The organism is Variovorax sp. 679 (assembly GCF_003952185.1).
Lineage (GTDB): Bacteria > Pseudomonadota > Gammaproteobacteria > Burkholderiales > Burkholderiaceae_C > Variovorax.
On sequence record NZ_RXFS01000002.1, the window covers coordinates 150,881 to 176,943 of the forward strand.

A 26,063-nucleotide genomic window follows, 5' to 3' on the forward strand; every position below is an offset into this window, starting at 1 on the left:
CCGGCTCAGAGGCGGGGCACGAGCACCGCGCGACCGCGATGGCCACGCTGCGTGATCCAGTCAAGCGCGGCGGCCGCGTCGGCAAGCGCAAAAAGCTGCACTTCCAGATGCAGGCGGCCATCGGCCAACCTCTCCAGCAGCCCGGGCGCGGCGACACGGCCCGCGACTTCACGTCGAAACATGTTGAGAGGCAGAAGCGCAACGTCACGTTGCAGGAAGTGCGCGATGTCGAGCGAAAGCGTCGGGCCGGCGGTGTAGCCGATCAGCACGGCACGCCCGCCGGGCCGCACCGACGGCAGCGTCCTGGCGAGCACATCTCCGCCGACGGTATCGATCAGCAGATCGGCACTGGCAGCGAGAGGCGGTGCGGCATCTGGAATCACCGCTGTCGCCGTGCAACCGGCCTCCCGTGCGAGTTGCATCACGAGCGAGCCGACGGCGCCGCTCGCACCGGCCACCAGCACCTGTTCGCCGGCTTGCAGCTTCGCGACTTCGTGCAGCGCCACCCATGCCGAGGTAGTCGGCGAGAAGAACGCCGCACCGAGCGTCATCGGAACGGCGTCGGGCAGCGGGCCCAGTGCTTCGTCTGGCGCGTCGATCTGCTCGCACCAGGTGCCGTCGAAGAGTGTGCCCAGCCCGCTGCCGCGAAGCCAAACGCGCTGGCCGACGCCGTAGCGCCCGCTCGCAATGACCACGCCCGCGGCTTCCACGCCAGGCGTATAGGGCAACGGCGGATGACGCAGGAAGCTCCCGCGCCACACGGTGCGGTCGATGTGACCGACCGTCGCGGCCTCCATGCGCACGATGGTGCGGCCCGGCCGAGCGACGGGATCGGCAACATCCTCCAGCACTGGCACCGTGTTGAATCCGTGAATGCGCACGGCCTTCACGGCAGCGTCGCCAGAAAGTCGAGCACCGCCTGTGCAAAGGCTTCGGGCATCTGGTCGGGCAGCGGCACCATGCCGCCCTCGATGTCGACGATCCGCGCCTGCGGCAGGTGATGCTGCAATTCGACGGCATGCGGCGAGGCGAATGGGTCTTCGGTAGCGCGAACGATCAGCACGGGCTGCACGACGCGGCCGATGCACTCTTCCATGCGGTACGACGCAACGGCGCGATGGCCTTCCTCGACGCGCGCGACCTTCAATGCATCGAGCACGAAGGCCTCGAGCAGGTCGGGGCGTCCCGGTGGATAGAAGCCCTGGCGCTTCTGCCACAGAGCCGCAAGATGCGATCCATCATCGCTGGGCGCCACTTCGTCGATGGGCGGGCGTTGTGCCCGCGCCTTGCGAAACGGTTCGTCGGTGTACGGCGTGGAGGACAGCACCAGGCTGCGAACGCGCTCCGGGAACGCCGCCGCGAGCTCGACCGCGATGACGCCGCCGGTGTGATGCCCTACCACATCGACCTGAGCGACGCCAAGTGCATCGAGCAGCTCGCAGGCCACGCGCGCCCATTGCCCGATGCTCGCGGGCACGCCTCCATCGGCCGAGTCGCCGAAGCCCGCCGTGTCCATCGCGATGGCGCGGCGATGCATGCCGATCAGCGGCAGCACCGCGCGATACTCGGCCCAACTGCGCGGCGACTGGTGCAGCAGCAGCACGGCCGGCGCCCTGAAATCGTTTCCGCACGCCGCGTAGTGCACCTGCCCCACCGACAGCTCGGCAAAGGCGCGGCGGATGCTCATGACAAGGTCTCGTCGGCAGGTGCGCGCCACAGGCCAGCGTGCCGCAGTTCGCCGAGCGTGCGCGAGAGCACGTCGCGCCGGTAGGCAGCAACATCGCGACCTTCGTAGTCGTAGAAGCCGCCGCCGCTCTTCAGGCCGAGCCGTCCCTGTTCGACCATGCGCCCGACGATGGCCGGTGCGGTGTAGCGGCCGGCATCGAGCGAGGCCGACATCTCGCGGCTTGCGTGATGCAGGATGTCGCAGCCGCCGAAGTCGATGAACTCGACCACGCCCAGCGCCGCGAAGCGCAGGCCCAGGCCGTAGCGCGTGGCCTTGTCGATTTCCTCGGCGGAGGCGGCGCCCTCCTCGATCATTCGCGCGGCTTCGTTCATCACCAGCGCCTGCAGGCGCGGCACGATGTAGCCCGGCGACGCGCCGCAGACCACGGGCAGCTTGCCGATCTCTTCCATCAGCGCCTTGGTGCGCGCGAGCACGGCGGCATTGGTGCCGGGGTGGCAGCTCAGCTCGACCACCGGGATCACATAGGCCGGATTGAGCCAGTGCATGTTGAGGAAGCGTTCCGGCAGCCGCACCAATGACGCGAGCTGCGTTACGAGGATGCTGCTGGTGGTCGAGGTGAGGATCGCGTCGTCGCGGCAATGGCGGTTGATGTGCTCGAAGGCCTCGCGCTTGGCTTCCATGGTTTCCGGCACGCCCTCGAACACGAGTTCGGCGGCAGCCAGCGCGCGCGGTGCGGCCGCGGCGTCGACGATATCCACGCGCGCGGCGATCCGCTCGATCTGCGATGCATCGATCACGCCGAGCTGCGCAAGGCCGGAGAGACTGGACTCGATCTCGGCCCTGGCTTCGTCGCGCAGCCGCTGCCATGCGTCGTCACTGCGCTGGCGCAGGTCGATCAGCGAAATGCGGTGGCCGGCGTATGCGAACGCGATGGCGATGCCGCGCCCCATGCGGCCCGCGCCGACCGCGGCGAACCTGGGGAGCACGGCGTCATTCGCCATCGTGCAGCCTCTGCTGGAGTTGTGCCGTGCTCAGGCCGGCGAGACCCAGGCTTTCGAAGGTGCGAGGCCCGCGCCGCAGATCGCGTCCGAGGAAGCCGCCGACGATGGCCAGCAGGCCATGGGCGATGGGTGCGTCCACGCCTGCATGGCGCGCGGCCGAGGCGAGGAATGCGAGGCCGAGTTCGGTGTCCTCGGTGATGTAGCGGTGCGTGTGCAGGTCGATGTTCTCGCGCCAGTCACCCGACTTGACGAGTTGCTTGTGCGCGTCGCCGTACATCCACTTGTCGTTGTTGTAGTGATCGGCCAGCGGATAGTGCGGCGCCCCCTGCCCGAAGGCCTCGCGCACGGCGATGCGCTCCTGGTCGAGCCGGTCAGTCACGTCGCGCACGGCGCGCTGCGTGCCTTCGTTGTGGATGTCCCAGCGCTCGAAGTGCTGCAGCGGCGCGGCGTTCATCACCATCAGCGGAGGGTGGATGACGGGGCCGGCATTCATCAGCGCACCCGAAAGTGCGTCGCCGCAGCCATGCACGGCCGGATAGGCCTTGCGGATCACCTCGATGGCCTGCGCCTCCTTGCGGGCCGGATACACGCCCGTCGGCAGTCGGATGGCGCGAATGGTGACGTTGACTTCGCGCTCGCCATGCTTGCGCGCCAGATAAGGCAAGGTGCCGGTCTCGGCCCAGGCGACGTCGGCACGGCTGCCGGCGTCCTTCACCGTCTTCGCCATCACGTAGCTGCCGAAGGTGCCCGGCGGAAGGAACACGACCTGTCCGTCGGCCAAGTGCGGAGCCATCGCGATCGCGATGTCGTGCTGGGCGATGGCGGGCGTGGGGATGACGATCAGCTCGGCGCCCTTCAGGGCCGCGCCGATGTCGGCAGTGGCGAGTGCGATGGGCACCTCGCGCGCGCCGTCGGCGTCCTTCAGGGTGATTGCACCGGCGCGCACCAGCGGCTCGAGCGCGGCGGCGTCGCGGCGCCACAGGCGCACTTCATGGCCGGTTTCAGACAGGTCCGCGGCAGCCGCATAGGCGCCGTGGCCACCTCCAAGAATCGCAATTTTCATGTCGAAAGTCGAAAAGCAGGTGTCGATAAACCGGCGGCCGAAGGTCGGACCCGGAAGAAGTAATGCGCCATTACATTACTTTTCATCGATTCAGGTGTCAATCAAATTCAACGACACCCGACTGCTCGGAAACCCGAAATGAAAAAGCCCGCGTTCGTGAGAAGCGCGGGCTTTCGGAGAGGAGCGACTATCAGGCCGCCCTGGAAGGATCAGCGGCTGGGCTTGAACGCACGCTTTTGCGCGTCGCGGGGCACGAACACCTTGCCCGGGCCGCCGTGGCCGGCACCGTTGCCGCGGGGCGCGAAGCCCTCGCGCGGTGCGAAGCCGCCGTCGCCGCGGCCACCGCCATGACCGTGACCGCCGCGCGGAGCGCTGTCGCCCCAGCCCGGCTTGCGGCCGTAGCCACCGCCGTTGTTGCCGCCTTCGTCACGGCCGCCGCCGAAACCGGCGTTCTGGCCCTGGAAGCCACCACGCGGACCCGGTGCGGCCGGACCGCGCGAATTGCGGTCGTTGAAGCCGCTGGCGCCGGCATAGCCGCCGCCGTTGCCGCCGCGATAGCCACCACCGCCGCCACCGAACTTGCGGTCGCGCGAATGGTTGTCGCCACGGCCGCCGCGGAATTCACCTTGCGGCGGACGCGATTGCGGCATGCGCTGTTGCGGTTCCATGCCCGGCACCACTTCGGCCTTGAACTGCTGGCGGCTGTAGTGCTCGATGTCCATGATCCTGCGGCGATCACGGAACTCGGCGAAGGTGACGGCGATACCGTCGCGGCCGGCACGGCCGGTGCGACCGATGCGGTGGGTGTAGTCCTCGGCCTTCATCGGCAGGCCGAAGTTGAAGACATGGGTGATGGTCGGCACGTCGATGCCGCGGGCAGCGACGTCGGTGGCCACCAGGATCTGCACCTGGCCCTGGCGCAGCGCCATCAGGCGACGGTTGCGCAGGCCCTGGCTCAGCGCGCCGTGCAGCGCGACGGCGCTGAAGCCGTCTTGTTGCAGGTCGTTGGCAAGACCGTCGCACTCGACCTGCGTGCTCGCGAACACGATGGCCTGGTTGATGCTGGTGTCACGCAGCCAGTGATCGAGCAGCTTGCGCTTGTGCTGGGCGTTGTCGGCCCAGAACAGCACCTGCTTGATGTTGGCGTGCTTTTCCTGCGGGCTGTCGATGGTCACGCGCTGCGGCTCGCGCATCACGCGGGCGGCCAGTTGCTGGATGCGCGGCGCGAAGGTGGCGCTGAACATCATGGTCTGGTGGCGCTCGATGGTGAGCTGGTTGACTTCGGCCAGGTCGTCTGCAAAGCCGAGGTCGAGCATGCGGTCTGCTTCGTCGACCACCAGGAATTTGACCTGGTCGAGCTTGATCTGCATCGAGCGCTGCAGGTCGAGCAGACGACCCGGCGTGGCAACGACGAGGTCGGCGTTCTGCAGGCGGGCGATCTGGAGCTGGTAGGGCATGCCGCCCACCACGTTGGCAATGCGCAGGCCGCGGCAGTGGCGAACCAGTTCGATGGCGTCGTGCGCGACTTGCTGCGCGAGTTCGCGCGTCGGGCACAGCACGAGGGCGCCGGGGGTGGCGGCCTTGAAATGGCGGGCGTTGGTCGGGTCCTTGCGCTTCGCCTTCTTGGGCGGGGCTTCGCCGCGGGCTGCGGCTTCAGCGGCCAGGCGCTGGAACTCAGCCTTGGCTTCGGCTTCTGCCTCGGCCTGGCGCTTGATCAGCGTGTGCAGCACCGGCAGCAGGAAGGCAGCGGTCTTGCCCGAGCCGGTCTGGCTGGAGACCATCAGGTCGACGAAACGCGTCGACTTGGCCGCGCCATCCTGGTCGCCCATGGCGATCGGAACGACCTTTTCCTGCACGGCGGTGGGCTGGGTGAAGCCCATGTCAGCCACGGCGGCGATCAGCTCGGGCGCGAGGCCCAGCTTGACGAAGCCGTTGGGCTTGGCGGGTTCTTCGGCCGCGGTCGCTTCGGAGGCGTCTGCGTCGAGCGCCTCGAGGATGGGCGCCTCGGACACGGCGTCCGTGGCAGCGGTGAATTCGTTATGGGTAGCGGATTGCACAGGCGCGAACTCGCCCTGCGCTTCAAAAGCGTCGGTCATGAATGTCAATCTCAAACGCGAGCGCTGCCGTAGGCGGCGCCCCGTTGGTGGTTAAAAACATCAACCATCCAACGACATTCAACTTCGGGCTGGTACCCGAGGCTGCGGCCCTTTTTGATCAGCGAATGCGATCGGGCGCGGTGTGCAAGATAGGGAGATGCAAGAGACGCTGGCCGGGCTTGAAATACCTTCCCGATCAGCGAAGCCTGCGATTATGGCACGGATTCGGGTTTTCACCTAATCCGTGGCCTTGACTCAATCCGTGAGGCGCAAAAAGGTCTCTCTGTAGTGCGCCAGTTCCTCGATGGACTCGTGCACATCGGCCAGCGCAGTGTGCGCCTGCTGCTTCTTGAAACTGTTGTAGGCCGCGGGCTTCCAGCGCTTGGCCAACTCCTTGAGGGTGCTGACGTCGAGGTTGCGGTAGTGGAAATACGCCTCCAGTTTGGGCATGAACTTGACCAGGAAACGCCGGTCCTGGCCGATGGTGTTGCCGCACATCGGCGAGCCGCTGCGCGGAATGTACTTGGCGATGAATTCCAGCAATTGCTGTTCGGCGGCGGCTTCGTCGATGGTGGAGGCCTTGACCTTGTCGATCAGGCCGCTGCGGCCGTGGGTGCCCTTGTTCCAGGCATCCATGCCGTCGAGCACGGCATCGCTTTGGTGAATGACGAGCACGGGGCCGTCGATGCGGGGGGTGAGGTCGGGGCCGGTGACGACCACGGCGATTTCGAGCAGGCGCTCTTTTTCGGGGTCGAGACCGCTCATTTCGCAGTCCAGCCAGACCAGGTTCTGGTCGCTTTTCTTCAGGGTGGGCGCGGCTGCGGGGGGCGTCGGGTCGAGGGATTCGGGCATCGCAGGATTGTCGTCGAAGGGCTGCGGCCCCAGATAGCGGGGGCTAAACTCACCGACCCATGTCCTATTCGCTCATCTTCACCATCGCCTTTGCGGCCGCATTGGTTGCGGGCCTGCTCGTGAAGTTCTGGCTGGCCTCGCGGCAGGTGCGCCATGTAGCGCGACACCGCGGCGCCGTGCCGGCCGCCTTCGCGCAGACCATCACCCTCGCCGCCCACCAGAAGGCTGCCGACTACACCATCGCCAAGGCACGCTTCGGCCTGGTCGAGATGGCCTGGAGCGCAGCGCTGCTGCTGGGCTGGACGCTGCTCGGCGGCCTCGACGTGCTCAACAGGCTCCTGCTGGCCTGGATCGGCGGTGGCATGGTGCAGCAACTGGCACTGCTGGCAGCCTTCGCGGCCATCGGCGGGTTGCTCGAGTTGCCCTTCACGCTGTGGCAAACATTCAGGCTCGAGGAGCGCTTCGGCTTCAACAAGATGACCTGGAAGCTCTGGCTGGCCGACGCACTCAAGTCGATGCTGCTGGGCGCGGTGATCGGCCTGCCGATCGCGGCGCTGATCCTCTGGCTCATGGGTACGGCCGGACAACTGTGGTGGCTATGGGCCTGGGGCGCGTGGATGGGCTTCAACCTGCTGCTGATGCTGATCTACCCGACCTTCATCGCCCCTTTGTTCAACAAGTTCAAGCCGCTCGACGACCCCACGCTCAAGGAGCGCGTCACGGCCCTGATGAAGCGCTGCGGCTTCGCGGCCAAGGGCCTGTTCGTTATGGACGGCAGCACGCGCAGCGCGCACGCCAATGCGTACTTCACCGGCTTCGGCGCCAGCAAGCGCGTGGTGTTCTACGACACGCTGCTGCGCCAGCTCAATGCCGGCGAGGTGGAGGCCGTGCTCGCGCACGAGCTGGGCCACTTCAAGCACCGTCATATCGTGAAGCGGCTGATCGCAATGTTCGCCCTGAGCCTGGCTGGGTTCGCGTTGCTGGGCTGGGTGTCGACGCAAGTCTGGTTCTATACGGGCCTGGGCGTGCAACCCAACATGGCGGCGCCCAACAGTGCGCTGGCGCTGCTGCTCTTCATGCTCGCCGTGCCGGTGTTCGGCTTCTTCGTCGCACCGCTGTCCGCCCTGACGTCGCGCAAGCACGAGTTCGAGGCCGACGCCTACGCCGTGGCACAGACCAGCGGCGCCGACCTGTCGGCCGCCCTGCTCAAGCTCTACCAGGACAACGCGTCGACGCTCACGCCCGACCCGGTGTTCGTCAAGTTCTACTACTCGCACCCTCCGGCTTCAGAGCGCCTCGCGCGCATGGCGACGGCAGCCTGATCCGACCACCCTCATTTCGAAGAAGCCCATCATGAGCAGCATGTTCAAGCCCAAGGACTGGAAGAACCTCCCTCCCCGCAAGGCGCTGAGCGCCACCGAGATCGTGTCCGGCCTGGCGCGCCTCGACGGCTGGAAGCTCACCGGCGATGGCACCAATGTCGCCATCGAAAAAACCTTCAGCTTCGCCAATTACTTCGAGACCATCGCCTTCGTGAACGCGCTGGCCTTCGTGGCGCACACGCAGGACCACCACCCCGATCTGTCGGTGCACTACAACCGCTGCGTGGTGCGCTTCAACACGCACGACGTGGGCGGCCTGTCGGTCACCGATTTCGACTGCGCCCGCCAGGCCGATGCGCTGGTCGCGGCTGCCCCCGCCGCATGACGACGGGACGCGCCCTTGGCTAAGCACGGCCGCGCGACGGCATCGGCTGCCGCGAAGACACTCCAAGACGGCCTCGTCGTTGCCAGCCATGGACGCCATTGCATTGTCGAAACACCCTCGGGCGAGCGGCTGATCTGCCATCCGCGCGGCAAGAAGAGCCAGGCAGTCGTCGGCGACCGCGTGCACTGGCAGGCAAGCGAGGACGAGGGCACCATCGAGCAGGTGCTGCCGCGCCGCAACCTTTTCTACCGACAGGACGAGATTCGCACCAAGTCTTTCGCGGCCAACCTCGACCACGTGCTGATCCTGATCGCGGCCGAGCCGGAGTTCTCCGAGCACCAGTTGGCCCGCGCCCTGATCGCCGCGGAAGCCGAGCGCATCGCGCCGATCATCGCGCTCAACAAGAGCGACCTGGTCGAGCCCTTCGAGCGCGCCTGGGCCAGGCTGGCGCCCTACCGCCGCATGCACCATGGCGTGCTGCCGCTGTCTCTGAAGGCTTCTGCCGAGGCGGACCATGCCTCGCTGATGAAGCTTCTCGCCGGCAAGTCCACCCTGGTGCTGGGCCCCTCCGGATCGGGCAAGAGCACGCTGACCAACCTCCTGGTGCCGGGCGCGAGCGTGCTGACCCAGGAGATTTCGCAGGCGCTGAATTCGGGCAAGCACACGACCACCAGCACCACCTGGTACTGGATCGACGAAGCCCGCACCACCGGCTTGATCGATTCGCCGGGTTTCCAGGAATTCGGCCTGAACCACATCGCGCCGATGCAGCTCGCCGGACTGATGCCCGACATCGCAGAGCACGCGAACGACTGCAAGTTCTACAACTGCACGCATCTGCACGAGCCGGGGTGCGGCGTGATCGCGAATGTGGAAACGGCGAGCGAACCCGGCGCCATCAGCGCGAGCCGCTACAGGATCTACGGCGAACTGTTCGCCGAGCTGAGCCAGAAACGCTACTGACCCGGGCGCCGCCTCAGCCGAGCCAGACCCGATAGGCCTGCCAGGTCGGATCGAAGACGAGCTCCATCGTCGCCGAAAGGTCCATGTCGTCCTGCACCGACTGTGCCTGCGAGATGGCGGCATCGGGGTCCGCCACCTGGAAATGAACGGTGCGGACTCCCTCCTCCAGCACCACATGCGTGCAGCAGCCTGACTCATGCACCTGCAGCCGCGCCGTCAACCGGTCTTCGTAGGCGCGAGCCTCATCCAGTTCTTCGCCCGACTCGACCGGGACCGCCACCGACAGGCGATGGCACAGGTCGGCACGCCCCACCAGCGCGGTCGCCACGTCGTTGCGCATGACGACCATCTCGATCTCGCGGCCATCTTCGGCCGTGCGGGTTGCGCTCAAGCCCGACCAAGCATGCTCGCCGGGGGGGAACACACCGGTGTGCCCGAGGTCTTCGCGCCAGCAGGCGTCGAACAGGGGCACGAAGCCGTCCAGCGGCACGCCGTCGAAATCAGCCTGCGCATCAGCCGCGACGTAGTCGACCGCTCCGACCTTCACCGCGAAGTCGTACTCGCCCAGGATGTGGTCGAGCATGATGAGGCTCATGTGGCGCGCGTGGTCCTGCATGTCCATCGGGATGGGCTTGGCAAAACCGATCTCCAGTGCCACCCGGCCCCGGTAGAGCTCATGCTTCACGAGGACTTCGGAGCTCGCCAGCTCGAAGTCGTTCATTCGCATGCCGAAACCGTCACTCGAACGCTGGCGGAAGGCTTCCACCTCGACTTGCGGCAACCTGGGGCTGCTTTGAACCAGCACCATCAGGTCTTCGAAGTCGTCCACCGAGCCGTGCGCCGTCAGCACGAGCTTGAAGACCGGTGGATCTCCAGCCACTTCGGCTGCCAGCCGCGGAAAGAAAGGCTCCAGCAGCTTGTTCAAGCCTTCCATCAGTTCGCGGGCCGGCAAGGCGCGCAGACTCTCGAGCTGGGTGCTCACTGCCTGCCAGAAGCCTGCGCAGGCTGCGGCTCGCGGATCGATTTCGTGAGTCGGCATCACCAGGGTCTTTCAAGGGATTGGAGTGAGGATGTCCTGCAGGCGCTGCACCAGCGTGCTGCATTGCTCGCGCGTACCGACGCTGATGCGCAGGTACTGGGCGGTGCGCGGCTGCCTGAAATGCCGCACCAGCACCGCGCGCTCGCGAAGCAACGCAGCCAGTTCGGCCGCATCGCGCTGCGGATGTCGGGCAAAGACGAAATTCGCCTGCGACGGCAGTACCTCGAAGCCCAAGTCTTCGAGCTGCAGGACGAGCCCCTCGCGGGTGTCGACGACCTTGTCACGGGTGCTGCGAAACCAGTCCTCGTCTTCGAGCGCCGCGACGGCACCGGCGGAGGCCAGCCGGTCGATCGGGTACGAGTTGAAGCTGTCCTTGACGCGCACCAGCGCGTCGATCAGGTGCGCCTGGCCGCAGGCGAAACCGACCCGCAGGCCGGCCAGCGAATGCGACTTGGAGAGAGTCTGCACCACGAGCAGGTTCGGGTATCTGCCGATCAGCGACAGCGCGCTTTCACCACCGAAATCGACATACGCCTCATCGACCAGCACCACGCGATCGGGGCAGGCATCGAGCAGTTGCTCGATGCGCGACAGCGGCAGGCCGATGCCGGTCGGCGCGTTCGGGTTCGCGATGACGATGCCCGCGCAACCTTGGCGAGCACGCGCCGCGAGGGCGTCCACGTCGATGCGCAGGGCGTCGTCCACCGGCTGCTGCTCGCAGGCAATGCCGTAGAGCTGCGCGTAGACCTTGTAGAAGCTGTAGCTCACGTCGGGCATCAGCAGCGGCTCGGCCTGCTGGAAAAACGCGAAGAAGGCGTGCGCGAGCACTTCATCCGAACCATTGCCGGCAAACACCTCATCGGCCTTCAGGCCGTGCCGCCGTGCGACCGCTTCACGCAGCGCGAGCGAGGTGGGGTCCGGATAGAGCTGCAAGCCGTTCTCGGCTGCGCGCCGGATGGCCTCGATGGCCACCGGCGACGGCGGATACGGGTTCTCGTTGGTGTTGAGCTTGACGAGGTTCTCGATGCGCGGCTGCTCGCCGGGCACGTAGGGTTCGAGCACGCCGATGCGCGAGCTCCAGAAGGTCGGTACTGGATGTGTCATCGCTTGCATGCGCCTTCGCTCACCCGAGCAGGCGAGCCAGGGTGAGCAAGGCCAGCAGCACCATCCACATCACGACCGAGCGCCAGACCAGGCCCACGACGCTGCGCAGGTGACCCGGTTCGGGCTCGCGCCCGGGCGTGCTGCCGCTGTCGGTACGCCGGCCGTCAGCCAGCGATTCACCGGCCTGGGCACGCGGCAGCGGATCGGCAACCGGGATCGGCCGCAGCGAGCCGCCACCCAGTCGAACGTTGACCGCGCCCGAGGTGGCCGCGAGGATCACGCCATCGTTCTCGCTGGGAAAGCGTTGCGCGTCGTTGCGCCAGCAGTCGATCGCCTCCTCGAAACTGCCGACCACCGCAAAGCCCAGCGCGGTGATGCGCGCGGGCAGCCAGTCGATCGCATGCCAGGCACGGTCCGCAGCCTCCTGCACGGAGACGCTCGAAGGCTGAACCGCAGCGCCGTTCTTGTGCGCCCAGTAACGCGAGACGAACTCGCTCATGCGGTAGAACACCGCGCCCGCCGGCCCGAGGCCGATGGCCGCGATGATCGAGAACCAAGCGAGAACGCCGAACACATGGCGGTGCGCGGCGATCACCGAATGCTCGATGACGTGGCGAACGATCTCGCTGCGCGGCAGATCGGCCGCGTCGACGCCCTGCCAGTGCGCCAGCAGCGAACGCGCCAGCGGCTCGTCGCCTTCGTCGAGCGCATCGCGGATGTCGGTGAAGTGATGGCTGAACTGCCGGAAGCCCAGCGTGACGTAGAGCACCGCGATGCTCCAGAGCACCGCGAACGGCAGGCCGAGCGTGAGAACCAGAAGCCAGTGCACGCCCAGCGCGCCGAGCGTGGGCACGAACACCGCGAGACCCCACGCGATCCATCCGTGATGCGGCTTGCCCGCGTCGAAATTGCGGCTGGTCCAGCGCGTCCACGCCAGCACCGCGCCGTACACGGGATTGTGCGGACCCAGGGGCCGCACCTGCTCGATCAGCAGCGCGCACAGGATGGCAAAAAAGCTCATCCTTCGATGATAGCGAGAGCGCCTGAAGGTTCAGGCCATCTGCAGCCTCGATTCAGGCTGCGAGGAAGCGGTAGAGATTGCGCAGCATGCCCGCGGTCGCACCCCACACGAAGCGCTCGTCAGCGCCGTCCTGGTAGGGCATCGAGTACCACTGGCGCCGGGTGCCGTCGGGCGCTGGCACGGTGTGATGGCGGTGATTGGCCGGGTCCATCAACCATGCGAGCGGTACCTCGAAGGCTTCCGCGACTTCATGGGGATTGATGGTGAGCTCGAAATCGGGCTGCACCAGCGAGACCACGGGCGTCACGATGAACGAGGTCACCGTCGTGTAGGTCGGCAGGTTGCCGAGCACCTCGATGTATTGGGCCGAAAGGCCGACCTCTTCCCAGGCTTCACGGAGCGCGGCGGCCGCGATATTGGCGTCTTCGGGGTCGACACGGCCACCGGGAAACGCGACCTGCCCCGAATGCGTCGACAGGTTCGAGGTGCGCTCGGTCAGCAGCACGGTCGCACCCTGCGGTCGCTGCACGATCGGCACCAGCACCGCAGCCTGCGCGGGGACGCGATCGGTCATTCGTGGCTCGCGGCGCAGCTCGGGCGTCCAGTCAGGCGGTGTCGCGAAGCGCGCCCGCAATGCCTGAGCCGTCAGCTGCGCGGCCGGCACCGCAGGCAATCCTTGTACCTCTCCAGCGACGAAAGGCACCTTGCGCGGGTCGAACTGCAACAGCGTGGACGGTGCCACGGCATTGACGATTTCGGCGGAGGCGACCTGCGGAGAAGTGGATGAGTTGGTCAAGAGATGAAAAGTACCGGAGTCGGGTGGATGAAGTAGAGCGGAAAAAGGGAGAGTTGTCGCTGAGCGGGGGCCACAATGCAAAAAGCCGCCAGAGCGGCGGCTTTTCTTGCACGACAGGAGGCTGCTGATTAAGCGGCCGTCGCAGCCGTCGACTTGCTCGGCAGCTTTTCCTTGATGCGTGCCGAACGGCCGCTGCGGTCGCGCAGGTAGTACAGCTTGGCGCGGCGCACATCGCCACGGCGCTTGACTTCGATGCCGGCGATCAGCGGGCTGTAGGTCTGGAACGTACGCTCCACGCCTTCGCCGCTGGAGATCTTGCGCACGGTGAAGCCGCTGTTCAGGCCGCGATTGCGCTTGGCGATCACGACGCCTTCGTAGGCCTGCACGCGCTTGCGGTTGCCTTCGACGACGTTCACGCTGACGATGACCGTGTCACCGGGCATGAATTCGGGGATGGTCTTGCCGAGACGGGCGATTTCTTCCTGCTCGAGGGTCTGGATGAGGTTCATGATTTCCTGATATTCGATCGTGCCGGGCTACACAAAAGGCGCCTTTGGCTTTCGCGGGAGAACCGCAAGAAGACCGGGCGCGGCCGGACAGAGGATCGGGGAACCAGGGATTATAGCTTTTTTTTCAGCACGGCCTCATCGGCCTTGCTGAGGCGCCCATCGGCACGGGCCGCATCAATCAGCTCCGGGCGCCGGGCGGCCGTGATTGCGAGCCGCTGATCGCGCCGCCAGCGCTCGATCTGGGCATGGTGACCCGAGAGCAGAGGTGCCGGCACGCCCTGCCCATTCCACTGTTCGGGCCGCGTGTAGTGCGGACAGTCGAGCAGACCATCGAGCGCCGGATTGAAGCTGTCCTGCACGTGGCTGGCTTCGTCGCCGAGCACGCCCGGCTGCAACCGGGCCACGGCATCGAGCAGAGCCATTGCCGCAATCTCGCCACCTGAGAGCACGAAGTCGCCAAGGCTGATCTGGTGCGTGACCCGCGTGTCGATGAAGCGCTGGTCGATGCCTTCATATCGGCCGCAAACCAGCACCGCGCCTTCGCCGGCCGACCAGCGTTCGACCGACTCGTGCCGCAGCGCCTCGCCGATGGGCGAGAACAGAACGACCGGCGCCTCGCCGCCGCCCCGCGCCGCGAGCGCCGCGTCCAGGCAGGCCGCCAGTGGCTCGGCCATCATCACCATGCCAGGACCGCCGCCGAAGGGGCGATCGTCCACGCGCTTGTAATTGCCCTGTGCGAAGTCGCGCGGATTCCACAGCACGACCTCGACCTGCCCGGATTCGTAGGCACGGCGCGTCACGCCGCTGGCCACGAAGGGCGCGAACATCTCGGGAAAGAGCGTGAGAACGTCGAAGCGCATGCCGCGCGGGCGCCGGTCAGTAGTCCGGCTGCCAATCGACCGTGATGAGCCGCCCGGGCAGGTCGACCTTGTCGACGAAGGCGGAGACGAAGGGCACCATGCGCTCCACGGCCTTGCCGTCTGCTTCGGCCGCCAGCACCAGCGTGGTCTGCGGGCCGGTCGCGAGCAGCTCGCGTACCGTGCCGAGCGTCACACCCTCGCGGTTGACCACCGACAGGCCGATCAGGTCGACCCAGTAGTACTCATCGTCGCCGGCCGTGGGAAAGCTCGAGCGCGGCACGAATACGCGCGCACCGCGCAGCGCCTCGGCGGCGTTGCGGTCGGGCACGTCTTCGGACGTGGCGACGATGCAGTCGGAGTGTTCCTTGGCTTCGCGGATCGCGAGCCGGAAAGCGTTGCTCGCCGAGGCTCCGGGGGCCTGCAGGAACCATCGCTTGGAAGAAAAAAGCGCCTCGGGCTGGGCGCTGTGGGGCAGGACCTTGAACCAACCCTTGATACCCCAGGCATCGGCGATGCGCCCTACTTCGATCGCATCCGCCGGCAATTCGGCGGCTTCGAGTGCGGGCAGCATCGCCGTGCGGGGCGGCTTAGGCCGCCGCCTTGGGAGCTGCCGCGGCAGCTTGCTTGATCAGGCGCAAAACGGTGGGCGAAGCTTGTGCGCCGACGCTCTTCCAGTACGCCAGACGATCCTGGGCGATACGGATGCTTTCTTCGTTTTCCTTGGCGGTCGGGTTGTAGAAGCCCAGGCGCTCGATGAAACGGCCATCGCGGCGAACGCGCTTGTCCGACACGACGATGTTGAAGAACGGACGGCCTTTGGAGCCGCCGCGGGAGAGTCGAATGACGACCATGATTTATCCTTGGGTGGTCAGCAAGCCTAGTGGATGAAAAGAAGGCCTGCTCACAATGTTCTTCCAGCGTCGAGACACGCGACATGGCCACCCGGCCAGCGACACGCTGAAAAGCCCGCGATTATAGCCCGACAAGCGTTTTCTCCCAATTCCGGCCCTGCGCCAGCCGTTTCCATCCGCATGCCCCTCGCCATCCGCCCCAGCCGCGAAGAAGACATCGCAGCCATCACCGCCATCTATGCCCACCACGTACTGCACGGCACGGGCACATTCGAGACGGAGCCTCCCTCCCCCACCGACATGACCTCACGCCGCGCCGACGTGCTGGCTAAAAGCCTGCCGTACCTGGTCGCAGAGGAAGACGGAAAAGTGTTGGGTTTTGCCTACTGCAACTGGTTCAAGCCGCGCCCGGCCTACCGTTTCTCGGCCGAAGACTCGATCTACGTGTCGGAGTCAGCACGCGGCAAGGGTCTGGGCACCAAGCTGCTGGCGGCGCTGTCGCAGGCAGCCGAGGCGGCAGGCGTGCGCAAGCTGATCGCGGTGATCGGCGACTCGGCCAACGCGGGCTCCATCGGCGTTCATCGCAGCCTGGGCTTCACGCACGTCGGCGTGCTGAAGGACTGCGGCTGGAAGTTCGGCGAATGGCGCGACGTCGTATTGATGGAAAAGGTGCTCGGCGAAGGCAGCACCACCAGACCCGAATGAAAAACAAGACCCTCGCCGCCTGGCTCTCTCTTCTTGGTGGCCCGCTCGGGCTGCATCGCTTCTACCTGCGCGGCATGGGCGACTGGCTCGGCTGGCTGCTGCCCATTCCGACGGCGCTGGGCGTCTACGGCATCGAGCGCGTGCGCATGTACGGCGTGGACGACGGACTGAGCTGGGCGCTGATCCCGCTGCTGGGCTTCACCATCGCGGGCTGCGCACTGACGGCCATCATCTACGGCCTCATGACGCCCGAGAAGTGGAATGCCCGCTTCAACGCCCATGCACCAGCCGACGCGGAACCCGGCCGCACGAACTGGTTCACCATCGGCGCCGTCGTGCTGGCGCTCTTCTTCGGCAGCACGATCCTGATGGCCAGCATCGTGTTCAGCTTCCAGCGCTACTTCGAGCACCAGATCGAAGAGGGGCGGAAGATTTCGCAGTAGCCGTCAGAACAGCTGCATGCTCACCCAGTAGGCAATCGCAGCCACGAACGCCGAAGCCGGGATCGTGAAGATCCACGCCCACACGATGTTCCCGGCCACGCCCCAGCGCACCGCGCTGGCGCGCTGCGTGGAACCAACGCCGACGATGGCGCCGGTGATGGTGTGCGTGGTCGACACCGGAATGCCCAGCGCGGTGGCCAGGAACAGTGTCAGCGCGCCGCCCGTCTCGGCGCAGAAGCCGCCCACGGGCTTGAGCTTGGTGATCTTCTGGCCCATCGTCTTCACGATGCGCCAGCCGCCGAACATCGTGCCCAGCGCGATTGCGGCGTAGCAGCTCACGATGGTCCAGGTCGGCGGCGCCGCGTCGCCGGCATTGGCATAACCGGTGGCGATCAGCAGCATCCAGATGATGCCGATGGTCTTCTGCGCGTCGTTGCCGCCGTGGCCCAGGCTGTAGGCACCGGCCGAAACCAGCTGCAGCCGGCGGAACCAGCGGTCCACGCGCGAAGGCGTGGCGCGCCGGAAGGCCCAGGCCACCACGATCATCATCAGCGAGCCCAGCAGGAAGCCCAGCAGCGGCGACACGAAGATGAAGGCCACTGTCTTCAGGATGCCGGCGGCCACGAGGCCGCTGGCGCCGGTCTTGGCGATCACCGCGCCCACGATGCCGCCGATCAGCGCGTGCGACGAACTGCTCGGAATGCCGTAGTACCAGGTGACGAGGTTCCAGCTGATGGCGCCCACGAGCGCGCCGAACACCACGTGCACGTCGACCACCCCGGGCTGGGCAATGCCCTTGCCCACCGTGGCGGCCACGCTCAGATGAAAGATGAAGATCGCGATCAGGTTGAAGAAAGCCGCGAAGACCACGGCCTGCCCCGGCCTGAGAACCCCGGTGGACACCACCGTCGCGATCGAATTGGCGGCGTCGTGGAATCCGTTCATGAAGTCGAACAGGATCGCCAGGGCGACCAGCACTATCACCACCCAGAGGGCGACCTGAACCGTTGCCATCGGCGCTGCCCGCTCAGGAATTCTCGAGGACGATGCCCTCGATCACGTTGGCCACGTCCTCGCACTTGTCGGTGATCGTCTCTAGCAGTTCGTAGATCGCCTTCAGCTTGATCACCTCGCGCACGTCGGGCTCCTCGCGGAACAGCTTGCTCATGGCGCTGCGCATCACGCGGTCGGCGTCGGACTCGAGGCGGTCGATTTCCTCGCAGGTCTTCAGCGTGGCCTCGGCGACGGCCGGGTCAGCGATGCGGCCGAGGAACTTGACGGCGTCCTTCAGGCGGTCGCAGCACTTCACGCTCAGCGAGGTGAGGCGCACGATCTCGTCGGTCATGTGGCGCACGTCGTACAGCGCCATGGTCTCGGCCGAATCCTGGATCAGGTCTGCCACGTCGTCCATCGTGTTGATGAGCTTGTGGATCTGCTCTCGGTCGATGGGCGTGATGAAGGTCTTGTGGATCAGCCGGTTGACGTCGTGCGTCACGCGGTCGGCGGCGCGCTCGGCGTTGTCGACGTCGCGGTTGTACTGCTCGCGCAGGTGGACGTCGCTGTAGTTGGCCACGAGTTGTTCGAACGCCCGCGCCGCCTCGACGATGCGCTCGGCGTGCTGGTTGAACATCTCAAAAAAATTCCCCTCGCGGGGCAGCAGCTTGCCGAACATGGATGGCGCTCTCCTGGGATCTCGGAACTTGCCTGCCACAAGTGTGTGACAGAGTGATGAAAAACCGTGCAAGTGTAATGGGAGGGAGAGGCCAAGCCGGCCGGACGGGGCTCCCGCCCCGCCGCCGGTCAGTTGCGGATGCGCTCGATGACCTGGCCGGAGACGCGCGCCAGCGCCGCGCGCGGCACCTTGTCGGGCGCGATCTCGGCCAGCGGCTTGAGCACGAAGGCACGGTCCCGCATGCGGGGATGCGGCAGGCTCAGCGCGGGCGTGTCCTTGACCGAATTACCGTGCATCAGCAGGTCGAGGTCGAGCGTGCGCGGCGCATTGGGAAAGGGCCGCTCGCGCCCGGCCTGTTCCTCGAGCAGCTGCAGCTCGGAAAGAAAAGCCTCGGCGGTCAGGCCGGTTCGCACCGCCACGACGGCATTGATGTAGTCGGGCCCCGACGATTCGATCGGCGCGCTGCGGTAGAGCGAGGAACGCGCCGTGACCACGGTGCGTTCAATGGTGCCGATGGCGTCCATGGCCGCGCTCACCGCCGCCTGGGCGTCACCCAGGTTGGCACCGATGGCGACGAAGGCCTGCACGGTCGGGTAGTCCTCTTTCGAACGACGCATGGCCGGGCTGCCGCCGCCCGAAGCCGCCTTGCCCGGAGGCCGGGATTGGGGACGCCGCGCGGGCGCGCCGCTCCTGGGCTTGCCTGCACCCGAAGGCGGACGCTGCGCGTTCTTCCTGCCATCGCCCTTCGGCCGGTCAGCCGCGCTCATTCGCCTGCGGCGTTACCGCCACCCTCACCGCCGCCGCCAGGACGCGGCTTGCGCCGGCGCCGACGCTTGCGCGGCGCCACGGCTTCGCCGTCGGGCGGCACGGCCACGGTTTCGACTTCGTCCTCGTCGCTCCGGTCGGCATCCGCGGCACGGCGCGCAGCCGGTTCGCCGCGCGGCTTGGAGGGCGCAGGCGTCTCGCGCACCCGCACGCGCTGGCGCACCTTCTGTTCCTCGCGGACCTGATCCAGCAGGTCCTGGCGACGCGTGTCGTCGGCGGTGCTGAATTCCTGCCACCACTCGGCGATCGCCTCGTTCACCTCGCCCACGTCGGCACGCAGACGCATGAAGTCGAAGGCGGCGCGGAAACGTGCCTGCTCGACCAGGCTGTAAGGCGTGGAGCCGGTGCGCTTGTCGAAACGCGGCTGCATCATCCAGATCTCGCGCATGTCGGCGGCCAGCTTGCCGCGGCCCGACACGTCACCGATGCGGGCGTTGAACACGTCGTCGATCGCGTCCTGCAGCGCCGGGAACGGCGGCTGCGGACGCTGGCCGTTGCGGCCTTCCTGGCGCTGGGCCCAGCCGTCGCGCACGTCGGCCCACAGCACGCAGGCCAGCAGGAAGCTGGGCGCCACGGGCTTGCCTTCGCTCACGCGGCGGTCGGTATCCTGCAGGGCAGCCTTCACGAAGGGCTGGTCGGCGCGCTCCACCACCACGTCGAGCAGCGGATAGATGCCGCGGGCCAGGCCGAGCTTGTTGAGCTGCTCGACGGTCGCGATCGCGTGGCCGGTCTGCAGCAGCTTGAGCATCTCGTCGAACAGGCGGCTCTGCGGCACGTCGGCCAGCAGCTTGCTCGACTCGACCAGCGGGGCGGCCGTCTTGGCTTCCATCTTGAAGCCCAGGGCCGCGAGCTTGGCCGAGAAGCGGATGGCGCGAATGATGCGCACCGGGTCTTCGCGGTAGCGCGTGGCCGGGTCGCCGATCATGCGCAGCGTGAGCTTCTGGGCATCCTTGATGCCGTTGTGATAGTCGACCACCACCTGGTTGGCCGGGTCGTAGTACATGGCGTTCACGGTGAAGTCGCGGCGCGCCGCGTCTTCCTCCTGCGGGCCCCAGACGTTGTCGCGCAGCACGCGGCCGCTGGCGTCCACCGCGTGCTTCATGCTCGCGAGCTCGCCCTTGCTGGTGCGCTCGTTGCCCGCCACCTGCTCGGCCGCAGCGTTGTCCATGTAGGCGCGGAAGGTCGAGACCTCGATCACCTCGTGCTCGCGCCCTCGGCCGTACACCACGTGCACGATGCGAAAGCGCCGCCCGATGATGAAGGCGCGGCGGAACAGCGACTTGACCTGCTCGGGCGTGGCGTTGGTGGCCACGTCGAAGTCCTTGGGGCGCAGCCCCAGCAGCAGGTCGCGCACCGCGCCGCCCACCACGTAGGCCTCGTAGCCGGCCTGCTGCAGCGTGGTGACCACGTTCTTCGCGCGTTCGTCGACCAGGGCCGGATCGATCCCGTGGACTTCGGCCGGCACCTCCTGGCGCTTGCCGAAGCGGCTCTTGCCCTGCGTACCGCCGGCACTCTTGCCCAGCAGCTTGTCGATGAATTTCTTGATCATTGTTTGGTTGGAAGCTCTTGGTCGCTCTTTTATTCGTTCTCGAGCATGGAGCGGATCAGCGGAATGGTGATCGCGCGTTGCGTCTGCAGGGCGTAGCCGTCGAGCTGCGTGAGCAGCTCCATCAGGCTGCCGAGGTCGCGGCTGAAGCGGTGCAGCATGTAGTCGAGCACGTCGTCGGACAGCATCACGCCGCGCGCATCGGCGGCCTGGCGCAGCACCGCGCGGCGTTCGCTTTCGCTCAGCACCTGCAGGTGGAACACATGGCCCCAGCCGAGGCGGGTGCGCAGGTCTTCGCGAAGCGGCAGGTCGGCCGGCGGCAAGGCGCCGGCGGCGACCACGCCGCGCTGCAGGGTCTGGGCGTTGACGAACCAGTTGAAGGCCGCGTGCTGCTGCACGGCGGTGTAGAGGTGCACGTCGTCGAGCAGGACGGCGCCCCAGCGCTCGTCGAACTCGGGCGGCTCCAGCAGGCCGGCATGCAGCCAGCCCACGCTGGCGCCCTGCTCGCGCAGTGCGACGCGCACCGATTCGAGCAGATGGGTCTTGCCGCTGCCGCCGTCGCCCCACAGGTAGGTTGGCACCGGCGAGTGCAGCGCGGGGCTGCCGGCGCCGCCCACCCACACTTGCAGATGGCGCAGCGCCGCCTCGTTGGGGCCGGCGAAAAAGGCGTCGAAGCTGGGGCCCGTCGCAATGCCGATATCGAGCGCGAGCTGTTTCATCCCGGGAAGGTTCATGGAGGGGGCCGCGAGGGCCCTTAAAATCATCAGGAATTCTATCGGCCCGGCCAACATGGTTACCGGCGCCCCTTCCGCCCCCACTCTTTGCGTCCCTCCCGACCTCGACCACCCATGACTTCCTCCACGCCCACCCCGCTCAGCTACAAGGACGCCGGTGTCGACATCGATGCAGGCGACGCCCTGGTCGACCGCATCAAGCCGCTGGCCAAGAAGACCCTGCGCGAAGGCGTGCTGGCCGGCATCGGCGGCTTCGGCGCTCTGTTCGAGGTGCCCAAGCGCTACAAGGAACCCGTGCTGGTCAGCGGCACCGACGGCGTGGGCACCAAGCTCAAGCTGGCCTTCGAATGGAACATGCACGACACGGTCGGCATCGACCTGGTGGCCATGAGCGTCAACGACGTGCTGGTTCAGGGCGCCGAGCCCCTGTTCTTCCTCGACTACTTCGCCTGCGGCAAGCTGGACGTGGACACGGCCGCGGCCGTGGTCGGCGGCATCGCCCGCGGCTGCGAGCTCTCGGGCTGCGCGCTGATCGGCGGCGAAACCGCCGAAATGCCCGGCATGTACCCGGCCGGCGAATACGACCTGGCGGGCTTCGCGGTCGGCGCGGTCGAGAAATCGAAGATCCTCACGGGCCAGAACGTCAAGCCCGGCGACGTGGTCCTGGGCCTGGCCTCGGCCGGCGTGCACTCCAACGGCTTCAGCCTGGTTCGCAAGGTGATCGAGCGCGCCGGCGCAGACCTCCCCGCCACGCTGGACGGCAAGCCTTTCCGCGAAGCCGTGATGGAGCCCACCCACCTCTACGTGAAGCCCGTGCTCGAGGCGCTGGGCAAGCACCCGATCAAGGCGCTGGCCCACATCACCGGCGGCGGCCTGCTCGAGAACATCCCGCGCGTGCTGCCCGAGGGCACGGCCGCCCACCTGAAGAAGGGCAGTTGGCCCCAGACCGAGCTGTTCGCCTGGCTGCAGAAGGTGGCCGGCATCGACGACATCGAGATGAACCGCACCTTCAACAACGGCATCGGCATGGTGGTCGTGATCGACGCGGCCGAAGCCGCCGCCTGCGCCTCCACGCTGGGCGCCGCCGGTGAAACGGTGTACGAGATCGGCACGATCGCCGAGCGCGGCGAAGGCGCGGCAGTGGTCGTCGGCTGAGCGCCGGCTGCTCCGTCCACAAGCACCGACGAACCGAGCACGCGACGCACCGGATGGCCAACAAGCCGCAGCCCGCCACCACCGCCGCTCCGACGGCCCCCACCATCCGCCCCGCGGCCTCGCGCGGCGTGACGATCGCCAGCTACCTGCTGATGCTGGCAACCTTGCTGCTGGTGATGTGGGAGCACCTGTTGCCCGGCCTGCTCTGCGTGTGCATCGGCTTCCTCGTTACCCGTTGGCTCGCGCGCCTGCTGGCCTCCGGGCTGCGGCGCATTCCGGCGCTGGCCAAGAGGCCCGGCAGCGCCGACGGCTGGGCCGGCGTGCTGGCCGTCACCGTGGTGCTGCTGGCGCCGATCGCGCTGGTCACGCTGGCGCTTTCGCAAGCCCGCGAATACATCGTCGACGCGCCCGACCAGTACCGAGAACTGCTCGACTACACGGCGCGCACGGTGCTGGAGCTGCGCTCCAAGCTGCCGGTCGAGATCGCGGTCTACCTGCCCGAGGGCGCAGCCGAGGTCCAGCGCGTGATTGCCAACTACCTGCGCGCGCAGGCCGGCTCGCTGGCCGTGGCCGGCCGGGCGTGGCTGCACGGCATTCTCTTTTCGTACGTGGGCCTGATCGTGGGCGGACTGGCCGCCGTGGCGCACGCGCCGTCACGGCGCCTGCCGCTGGCCGACCAACTGCACCAGCGCGTGCAGACCTTCGGCGAGGCTTTCGCCCAGATCGTGGCGGCCCAGTTCTGGATCGCGGCCTTCAACACGCTGCTCACGGCCATCTTCCTGCTGTTCATCATGCCGCTGTGGGACGCACACCTTCCCTACACGCCGGCACTCATCACCCTCACCTTCCTGGCCGGGCTGGTGCCCATCGTGGGCAACCTGGTCTGCAACTCGGTCATCACGCTGGTGGGGCTGTCGGTGTCGCCGGTCACCGCGGCGGCGTGCCTGATCTTCCTGATCGTGATCCACAAGGCCGAGTACGTCATCAACGCCAAGGTGGTCGGCGCCCGCACGCAAATGAGCGTGTGGGAGCTGCTGGCCGTGATGTTCGTGGCCGAGGCGGTGTTCGGGCCGGCCGGGCTGGTGGCGGCGCCGCTGTACTACGCGTACCTGAAGAAAGAGCTGCAGGCGGCGCGGCTGGTCTGAGGGGCTCGGCCGGACACCGGGCGATGTCCTGATCTGATCGATTCTGGTCCGGCCGCGAACGGACTGCGCGCTGGCAAGACAGAAGAATAGGCGGCATCATCCACTTTGCCTCTGCGAGCCCCGCCATGAAGACCTGTCTGATTGTGATCGACGCCCAGGAGTCGTTCCGCCAGCGCGCGTACTGGAACGAGCGCCTGGCTGCGCCGTACTTCGCCGCCCAGAACGCGCTGATCGAAGGCTGCGCCGCCGCCGGCGTGCCGATCGTGCGGGTCTTCCACACCGACGAGCCCTCCGACGCCAGCAACCCCTTTGCCGTCGAATCGGGCCATGTCCATCCCATCGACGGTCTCGCCGCCTTCGACGCAGCGGCCACCTTCACCAAGCACCGCCACAGCGCGCTGGTCAACAGCGGGCTGGACGTGTGGCTCACGCAGAACGGGATCGGCCGGCTGATCGTGAGCGGCATCCGCACCGAGCAGTGCTGCGAAACCACCACCCGTCACGCCTCCGACCTGGGCTGGGAGGTCGACTACGTCACCGACGCCACCCTCACCTTCGACATGAAGCACCCCGACGGCAGCCCGCTCGCGGCCGCCGACATCAAGGCCCGCACGGCCGCCGTGCTGCATGGCCGCTTCGCCACCGTCTGCACCGTGGCGCAAGCGCTCGAGCACGCCGTGGCGTGAACGGCATGAGCCTGCGCGTACTCATCCTCGCCTTCGACGGCGTCGAAGCGCTCGACTTCGCCGGCCCCTTCGAGGTATTCACCACCGCGAGCCGCGTCAGCCAGCGGATGCAGCCGGGTACGGCGGCGCCGTTCGATGTCGCATCGGTGGCCCAAGCGGCACGCGGCCAGCCGGTTCGGGCTCGCGCCGGCCTGCAGTTGCTGGCGAACCATACGCTGGCCGACAGCCCGAAGGCCGACGTGTTGATCGTCCCCGGCGGCGTGGTCGATGTGCCGATGGCCAGCCCCGACACGCTGCGCTGGATCGCCGACCAGGCAGCCAGCGCACAGATCGTCGCCTCGGTCTGCACCGGCGCCTTCCTGCTGGCCGAAAGCGGCGTGGTGACGAACGACCCGGTCACCACCCACTGGGAAGACACCGCCGACCTGCGCGAGCGCTTTCCCTCGCTCGACGTGCGCGACGGCGTACGCTGGGTCGACAACGGCCACATCGTCAGCTCCGCAGGCATCAGCGCCGGCATCGACATGAGCCTGCACCTTGTCGAGCGGCTGGCCGGGCGCGAACTGGCCGAGCGCACCGCGCGCCAGATGGACTACGAATGGAACCGCAACCCCAGCCACCCCTCATCCGCGTAGTCTTCGTCCTCCTGCCCGGCAGCCTCGTGCTCGACTGGGCCGGTCCGGCCGAGGCGCTGCGCATCGCCAACCAGCGGCTGCGCGCCATGGGCCAGCCCGAGCGCTTCGCCATCGAGTTCGCGAGCCCGCGGCAGACGGCGATGGGTTCGGTCGGCGTCGCGCTGGCCGGGCTCTCGCCCTTGCCGGTGCAATGGGACGGCCCGGGCTGGGTCGTCCTGGTCGGACTGCCCGGCGACTCCATCGCCATCGACAACCCCGAGACGCAAGACCTGCTGCACTGGCTGCGGGGCCAGCGCTTCGAGCGCGGCCGGCTGGAGCTGGTGACGATCTGTGCCGGCGCGGTGCTGGCGGCGCATGCCGGCGCACTGGCCGGGCGGCGCGCGACCACGCACCACCATCACCTGGGCGAACTGCGCACCGTCGAGCCGCGCTGCGAGGTGGTGAGCAACCGCGTGTTCGTGATCGACCCGCCGCTCTACAGCAGCGCGGGCGTGACCACCGGCATCGACCTGATCCTGCACCGCATCGCCGAGCTGTGCGGCGAAGCGCTCGCGGCGCAGGTCGCGCAGACCATGGTGGTGGCGCTGCGGCGCGGCCCGCAGGACCCGGAACTGTCGCCCTTCCTCGCCTACCGCAACCACCTGCATGCCGCGCTGCATCGCGTGCAGGACGCGGTCAGCGAACAGCCGCAGGCCGACTGGAGCGTGCCGCGCATGGCCGAGGTGGCGCACACCTCGGCGCGGCATCTCACGCGGCTGTTTGTCGAGCATGCGGGCGTCGCGCCGCTGGCCTACCTGCGACGGCTGCGGCTGGCGGTAGCGCAGCTGGCACTGGCCTCAGGCGCGAGCGTCACCCGGGCGGCGGAGCAGTCGGGCTTCGGCTCCGACACCCAGCTGCGCCGCGCGTGGCACCAGTTCGGGCTACCGGGATCGCCTTCGGAAGCGGGCTCGACGCCCTCCCGAACCTGA

The 26,063-nt window shown here is 67.4% G+C and carries 29 protein-coding genes; 10 read left to right on the forward strand and 19 right to left on the reverse strand.

Annotated elements, in window-relative coordinates; all coding sequences use genetic code 11:
* Nucleotides 1-5 precede the first annotated feature (5 nt).
* The 6 genes from EJO71_RS04670 to orn form a co-directional block, all read right to left on the reverse strand.
* Nucleotides 6-890, reverse strand: coding sequence for a zinc-binding alcohol dehydrogenase family protein (locus EJO71_RS04670; protein WP_125947914.1), 885 nt, complete (start codon nt 888-890; stop codon nt 6-8).
* The gene (locus tag EJO71_RS04675) at nt 887-1,687 is read right to left on the reverse strand and encodes an alpha/beta hydrolase (RefSeq protein ID WP_125947913.1); all 801 of its coding nucleotides are present in this window, start codon (nt 1,685-1,687) and stop codon (nt 887-889) included. The genes EJO71_RS04670 and EJO71_RS04675 overlap by 4 nt, the downstream gene beginning before the upstream one ends.
* Nucleotides 1,684-2,688 (reverse strand): 3-hydroxybutyryl-CoA dehydrogenase, encoded by a 1,005-nt coding sequence (locus tag EJO71_RS04680; RefSeq protein WP_125947912.1) that lies wholly within the window; start codon nt 2,686-2,688, stop codon nt 1,684-1,686. The genes EJO71_RS04675 and EJO71_RS04680 overlap by 4 nt, the downstream gene beginning before the upstream one ends.
* Nucleotides 2,678-3,751, reverse strand: coding sequence for an NAD/NADP octopine/nopaline dehydrogenase family protein (locus EJO71_RS04685; protein ID WP_125947911.1), 1,074 nt, complete (start codon nt 3,749-3,751; stop codon nt 2,678-2,680). The genes EJO71_RS04680 and EJO71_RS04685 overlap by 11 nt, the downstream gene beginning before the upstream one ends.
* A gap of 209 nt (nt 3,752-3,960) precedes the next feature.
* Nucleotides 3,961-5,847, reverse strand: a complete 1,887-nt coding sequence (locus EJO71_RS04690) for a DEAD/DEAH box helicase (RefSeq protein ID WP_125947910.1) — start codon at nt 5,845-5,847, stop codon at nt 3,961-3,963.
* Nucleotides 5,848-6,102: 255 nt separating this feature from the next.
* Nucleotides 6,103-6,699, reverse strand: a complete 597-nt coding sequence (orn, locus tag EJO71_RS04695; RefSeq protein ID WP_125947909.1) for an oligoribonuclease — start codon at nt 6,697-6,699, stop codon at nt 6,103-6,105.
* Between the two features lie 59 nt (nt 6,700-6,758).
* Here orn and EJO71_RS04700 point away from each other — a divergent pair, with 59 nt between their 5' ends.
* Genes EJO71_RS04700 through rsgA form a run of 3 tightly spaced genes read left to right on the forward strand, consistent with a single transcriptional unit; the run spans nt 6,759 to nt 9,369 of the window.
* Nucleotides 6,759-8,021: a M48 family metallopeptidase gene (locus tag EJO71_RS04700; protein WP_125947908.1), complete on the forward strand. Its 1,263-nt coding sequence runs from the start codon at nt 6,759-6,761 to the stop codon at nt 8,019-8,021.
* Between the two features lie 31 nt (nt 8,022-8,052).
* Nucleotides 8,053-8,406, forward strand: coding sequence for a 4a-hydroxytetrahydrobiopterin dehydratase (locus tag EJO71_RS04705; protein WP_125947907.1), 354 nt, complete (start codon nt 8,053-8,055; stop codon nt 8,404-8,406).
* Between the two features lie 15 nt (nt 8,407-8,421).
* Nucleotides 8,422-9,369: a ribosome small subunit-dependent GTPase A gene (rsgA, locus tag EJO71_RS04710; protein ID WP_125947906.1), complete on the forward strand. Its 948-nt coding sequence runs from the start codon at nt 8,422-8,424 to the stop codon at nt 9,367-9,369.
* A 13-nt stretch (nt 9,370-9,382) separates the two neighbouring features.
* Here the strand turns inward: rsgA and EJO71_RS04715 are convergent, their stop codons facing one another.
* From EJO71_RS04715 to rpsP, 8 genes are all read right to left on the reverse strand, one after another.
* Nucleotides 9,383-10,408, reverse strand: coding sequence for a hypothetical protein (locus EJO71_RS04715; RefSeq protein WP_125947905.1), 1,026 nt, complete (start codon nt 10,406-10,408; stop codon nt 9,383-9,385).
* A 12-nt stretch (nt 10,409-10,420) separates the two neighbouring features.
* Complete coding sequence (gene hisC, locus EJO71_RS04720) at nt 10,421-11,512, reverse strand: histidinol-phosphate transaminase (RefSeq protein WP_125947904.1); 1,092 nt, start codon at nt 11,510-11,512, stop codon at nt 10,421-10,423.
* A gap of 19 nt (nt 11,513-11,531) precedes the next feature.
* Nucleotides 11,532-12,533, reverse strand: a complete 1,002-nt coding sequence (locus tag EJO71_RS04725) for a CobD/CbiB family protein (protein ID WP_125947903.1) — start codon at nt 12,531-12,533, stop codon at nt 11,532-11,534.
* Nucleotides 12,534-12,585: 52 nt separating this feature from the next.
* Entirely contained in the window at nt 12,586-13,329 is a 744-nt protein-coding gene (locus EJO71_RS04730; RefSeq protein ID WP_125947902.1) for a CoA pyrophosphatase, read from the reverse strand.
* 128 nt (nt 13,330-13,457) lie between these two features.
* Nucleotides 13,458-13,838 (reverse strand): 50S ribosomal protein L19, encoded by a 381-nt coding sequence (gene rplS / locus EJO71_RS04735; RefSeq protein WP_125947901.1) that lies wholly within the window; start codon nt 13,836-13,838, stop codon nt 13,458-13,460.
* A 110-nt stretch (nt 13,839-13,948) separates the two neighbouring features.
* A complete protein-coding gene (trmD, locus tag EJO71_RS04740; protein ID WP_125947900.1) occupies nt 13,949-14,698 on the reverse strand; it encodes a tRNA (guanosine(37)-N1)-methyltransferase TrmD in 750 nt (249 codons plus the stop codon).
* 16 nt (nt 14,699-14,714) lie between these two features.
* Nucleotides 14,715-15,269, reverse strand: coding sequence for a ribosome maturation factor RimM (gene rimM, locus EJO71_RS04745; RefSeq protein ID WP_125947899.1), 555 nt, complete (start codon nt 15,267-15,269; stop codon nt 14,715-14,717).
* A gap of 16 nt (nt 15,270-15,285) precedes the next feature.
* Entirely contained in the window at nt 15,286-15,549 is a 264-nt protein-coding gene (gene rpsP / locus EJO71_RS04750) for a 30S ribosomal protein S16 (protein WP_007831311.1), read from the reverse strand.
* Nucleotides 15,550-15,729: 180 nt separating this feature from the next.
* On the opposite strand from rpsP, the gene EJO71_RS04755 reads away from it, so the two are divergent.
* On the forward strand, nt 15,730-16,254 hold the full coding sequence (locus EJO71_RS04755) for a GNAT family N-acetyltransferase (protein ID WP_125947898.1): 525 nt from the start codon (nt 15,730-15,732) through the stop codon (nt 16,252-16,254).
* Entirely contained in the window at nt 16,251-16,697 is a 447-nt protein-coding gene (locus tag EJO71_RS04760) for a hypothetical protein (protein ID WP_125947897.1), read from the forward strand. The genes EJO71_RS04755 and EJO71_RS04760 overlap by 4 nt, the downstream gene beginning before the upstream one ends.
* Nucleotides 16,698-16,700: 3 nt before the next feature.
* Here the strand turns inward: EJO71_RS04760 and EJO71_RS04765 are convergent, their stop codons facing one another.
* The 5 genes from EJO71_RS04765 to hda all read right to left on the reverse strand — a co-directional run bounded on the left by EJO71_RS04765 (nt 16,701) and on the right by hda (nt 21,459).
* A complete protein-coding gene (locus EJO71_RS04765; protein ID WP_125947896.1) occupies nt 16,701-17,711 on the reverse strand; it encodes an inorganic phosphate transporter in 1,011 nt (336 codons plus the stop codon).
* Nucleotides 17,712-17,724: 13 nt separating this feature from the next.
* Nucleotides 17,725-18,369, reverse strand: coding sequence for a DUF47 domain-containing protein (locus EJO71_RS04770; RefSeq protein WP_125947895.1), 645 nt, complete (start codon nt 18,367-18,369; stop codon nt 17,725-17,727).
* A gap of 128 nt (nt 18,370-18,497) precedes the next feature.
* On the reverse strand, nt 18,498-18,986 hold the full coding sequence (gene folK / locus EJO71_RS04775) for a 2-amino-4-hydroxy-6-hydroxymethyldihydropteridine diphosphokinase (protein ID WP_240651296.1): 489 nt from the start codon (nt 18,984-18,986) through the stop codon (nt 18,498-18,500).
* A 146-nt stretch (nt 18,987-19,132) separates the two neighbouring features.
* Nucleotides 19,133-20,743, reverse strand: coding sequence for a polynucleotide adenylyltransferase PcnB (gene pcnB / locus EJO71_RS04780; protein ID WP_125947894.1), 1,611 nt, complete (start codon nt 20,741-20,743; stop codon nt 19,133-19,135).
* 29 nt (nt 20,744-20,772) lie between these two features.
* Complete coding sequence (gene hda / locus EJO71_RS04785; RefSeq protein ID WP_283957789.1) at nt 20,773-21,459, reverse strand: DnaA regulatory inactivator Hda; 687 nt, start codon at nt 21,457-21,459, stop codon at nt 20,773-20,775.
* A 129-nt stretch (nt 21,460-21,588) separates the two neighbouring features.
* On the opposite strand from hda, the gene purM reads away from it, so the two are divergent.
* From purM to EJO71_RS04810, 5 genes are all read left to right on the forward strand, one after another.
* The gene (gene purM, locus EJO71_RS04790) at nt 21,589-22,629 is read left to right on the forward strand and encodes a phosphoribosylformylglycinamidine cyclo-ligase (RefSeq protein WP_125947893.1); all 1,041 of its coding nucleotides are present in this window, start codon (nt 21,589-21,591) and stop codon (nt 22,627-22,629) included.
* A 53-nt stretch (nt 22,630-22,682) separates the two neighbouring features.
* On the forward strand, nt 22,683-23,774 hold the full coding sequence (locus EJO71_RS04795) for an AI-2E family transporter (RefSeq protein ID WP_125947892.1): 1,092 nt from the start codon (nt 22,683-22,685) through the stop codon (nt 23,772-23,774).
* Nucleotides 23,775-23,899: 125 nt separating this feature from the next.
* Nucleotides 23,900-24,460 (forward strand): isochorismatase family protein, encoded by a 561-nt coding sequence (locus EJO71_RS04800; protein ID WP_125947891.1) that lies wholly within the window; start codon nt 23,900-23,902, stop codon nt 24,458-24,460.
* Nucleotides 24,461-24,465: 5 nt separating this feature from the next.
* Nucleotides 24,466-25,095 (forward strand): DJ-1/PfpI family protein, encoded by a 630-nt coding sequence (locus EJO71_RS04805; RefSeq protein WP_125947890.1) that lies wholly within the window; start codon nt 24,466-24,468, stop codon nt 25,093-25,095.
* Entirely contained in the window at nt 25,059-26,063 is a 1,005-nt protein-coding gene (locus tag EJO71_RS04810; RefSeq protein WP_125947889.1) for a helix-turn-helix domain-containing protein, read from the forward strand. Before EJO71_RS04805 ends, EJO71_RS04810 begins: the two co-directional genes overlap by 37 nt.

What these genes read in the sequence shown, in the direction of transcription:
- EJO71_RS04705 (WP_125947907.1), top strand. Translation starts at nt 8,053, where the DNA reads ATGAGCAGCATGTTCAAGCCCAAGGACTGGAAGAACCTCCCTCCCCGC.
- orn (WP_125947909.1), bottom strand. Translation starts at nt 6,699, where the DNA reads ATGCCCGAATCCCTCGACCCGACGCCCCCCGCAGCCGCGCCCACCCTG.
- hda (WP_283957789.1), bottom strand. Translation starts at nt 21,459, where the DNA reads ATGAAACAGCTCGCGCTCGATATCGGCATTGCGACGGGCCCCAGCTTC.
- EJO71_RS04765 (WP_125947896.1), bottom strand. Translation starts at nt 17,711, where the DNA reads ATGGCAACGGTTCAGGTCGCCCTCTGGGTGGTGATAGTGCTGGTCGCC.
- pcnB (WP_125947894.1), bottom strand. Translation starts at nt 20,743, where the DNA reads ATGATCAAGAAATTCATCGACAAGCTGCTGGGCAAGAGTGCCGGCGGT.
- EJO71_RS04680 (WP_125947912.1), bottom strand. Translation starts at nt 2,688, where the DNA reads ATGGCGAATGACGCCGTGCTCCCCAGGTTCGCCGCGGTCGGCGCGGGC.
- EJO71_RS04795 (WP_125947892.1), top strand. Translation starts at nt 22,683, where the DNA reads ATGGCCAACAAGCCGCAGCCCGCCACCACCGCCGCTCCGACGGCCCCC.
- trmD (WP_125947900.1), bottom strand. Translation starts at nt 14,698, where the DNA reads ATGCGCTTCGACGTTCTCACGCTCTTTCCCGAGATGTTCGCGCCCTTC.
- folK (WP_240651296.1), bottom strand. Translation starts at nt 18,986, where the DNA reads ATGCGTCGTTCGAAAGAGGACTACCCGACCGTGCAGGCCTTCGTCGCC.
- purM (WP_125947893.1), top strand. Translation starts at nt 21,589, where the DNA reads ATGACTTCCTCCACGCCCACCCCGCTCAGCTACAAGGACGCCGGTGTC.
- rimM (WP_125947899.1), bottom strand. Translation starts at nt 15,269, where the DNA reads ATGCTGCCCGCACTCGAAGCCGCCGAATTGCCGGCGGATGCGATCGAA.
- EJO71_RS04810 (WP_125947889.1), top strand. Translation starts at nt 25,059, where the DNA reads ATGGAACCGCAACCCCAGCCACCCCTCATCCGCGTAGTCTTCGTCCTC.
- rpsP (WP_007831311.1), bottom strand. Translation starts at nt 15,549, where the DNA reads ATGGTCGTCATTCGACTCTCCCGCGGCGGCTCCAAAGGCCGTCCGTTC.
- EJO71_RS04700 (WP_125947908.1), top strand. Translation starts at nt 6,759, where the DNA reads ATGTCCTATTCGCTCATCTTCACCATCGCCTTTGCGGCCGCATTGGTT.
- EJO71_RS04715 (WP_125947905.1), bottom strand. Translation starts at nt 10,408, where the DNA reads ATGCCGACTCACGAAATCGATCCGCGAGCCGCAGCCTGCGCAGGCTTC.
- EJO71_RS04770 (WP_125947895.1), bottom strand. Translation starts at nt 18,369, where the DNA reads ATGTTCGGCAAGCTGCTGCCCCGCGAGGGGAATTTTTTTGAGATGTTC.
- EJO71_RS04760 (WP_125947897.1), top strand. Translation starts at nt 16,251, where the DNA reads ATGAAAAACAAGACCCTCGCCGCCTGGCTCTCTCTTCTTGGTGGCCCG.
- EJO71_RS04800 (WP_125947891.1), top strand. Translation starts at nt 23,900, where the DNA reads ATGAAGACCTGTCTGATTGTGATCGACGCCCAGGAGTCGTTCCGCCAG.
- EJO71_RS04755 (WP_125947898.1), top strand. Translation starts at nt 15,730, where the DNA reads ATGCCCCTCGCCATCCGCCCCAGCCGCGAAGAAGACATCGCAGCCATC.
- EJO71_RS04805 (WP_125947890.1), top strand. Translation starts at nt 24,466, where the DNA reads ATGAGCCTGCGCGTACTCATCCTCGCCTTCGACGGCGTCGAAGCGCTC.
- EJO71_RS04725 (WP_125947903.1), bottom strand. Translation starts at nt 12,533, where the DNA reads ATGAGCTTTTTTGCCATCCTGTGCGCGCTGCTGATCGAGCAGGTGCGG.
- rplS (WP_125947901.1), bottom strand. Translation starts at nt 13,838, where the DNA reads ATGAACCTCATCCAGACCCTCGAGCAGGAAGAAATCGCCCGTCTCGGC.
- EJO71_RS04690 (WP_125947910.1), bottom strand. Translation starts at nt 5,847, where the DNA reads ATGACCGACGCTTTTGAAGCGCAGGGCGAGTTCGCGCCTGTGCAATCC.
- hisC (WP_125947904.1), bottom strand. Translation starts at nt 11,512, where the DNA reads ATGACACATCCAGTACCGACCTTCTGGAGCTCGCGCATCGGCGTGCTC.
- EJO71_RS04685 (WP_125947911.1), bottom strand. Translation starts at nt 3,751, where the DNA reads ATGAAAATTGCGATTCTTGGAGGTGGCCACGGCGCCTATGCGGCTGCC.
- EJO71_RS04675 (WP_125947913.1), bottom strand. Translation starts at nt 1,687, where the DNA reads ATGAGCATCCGCCGCGCCTTTGCCGAGCTGTCGGTGGGGCAGGTGCAC.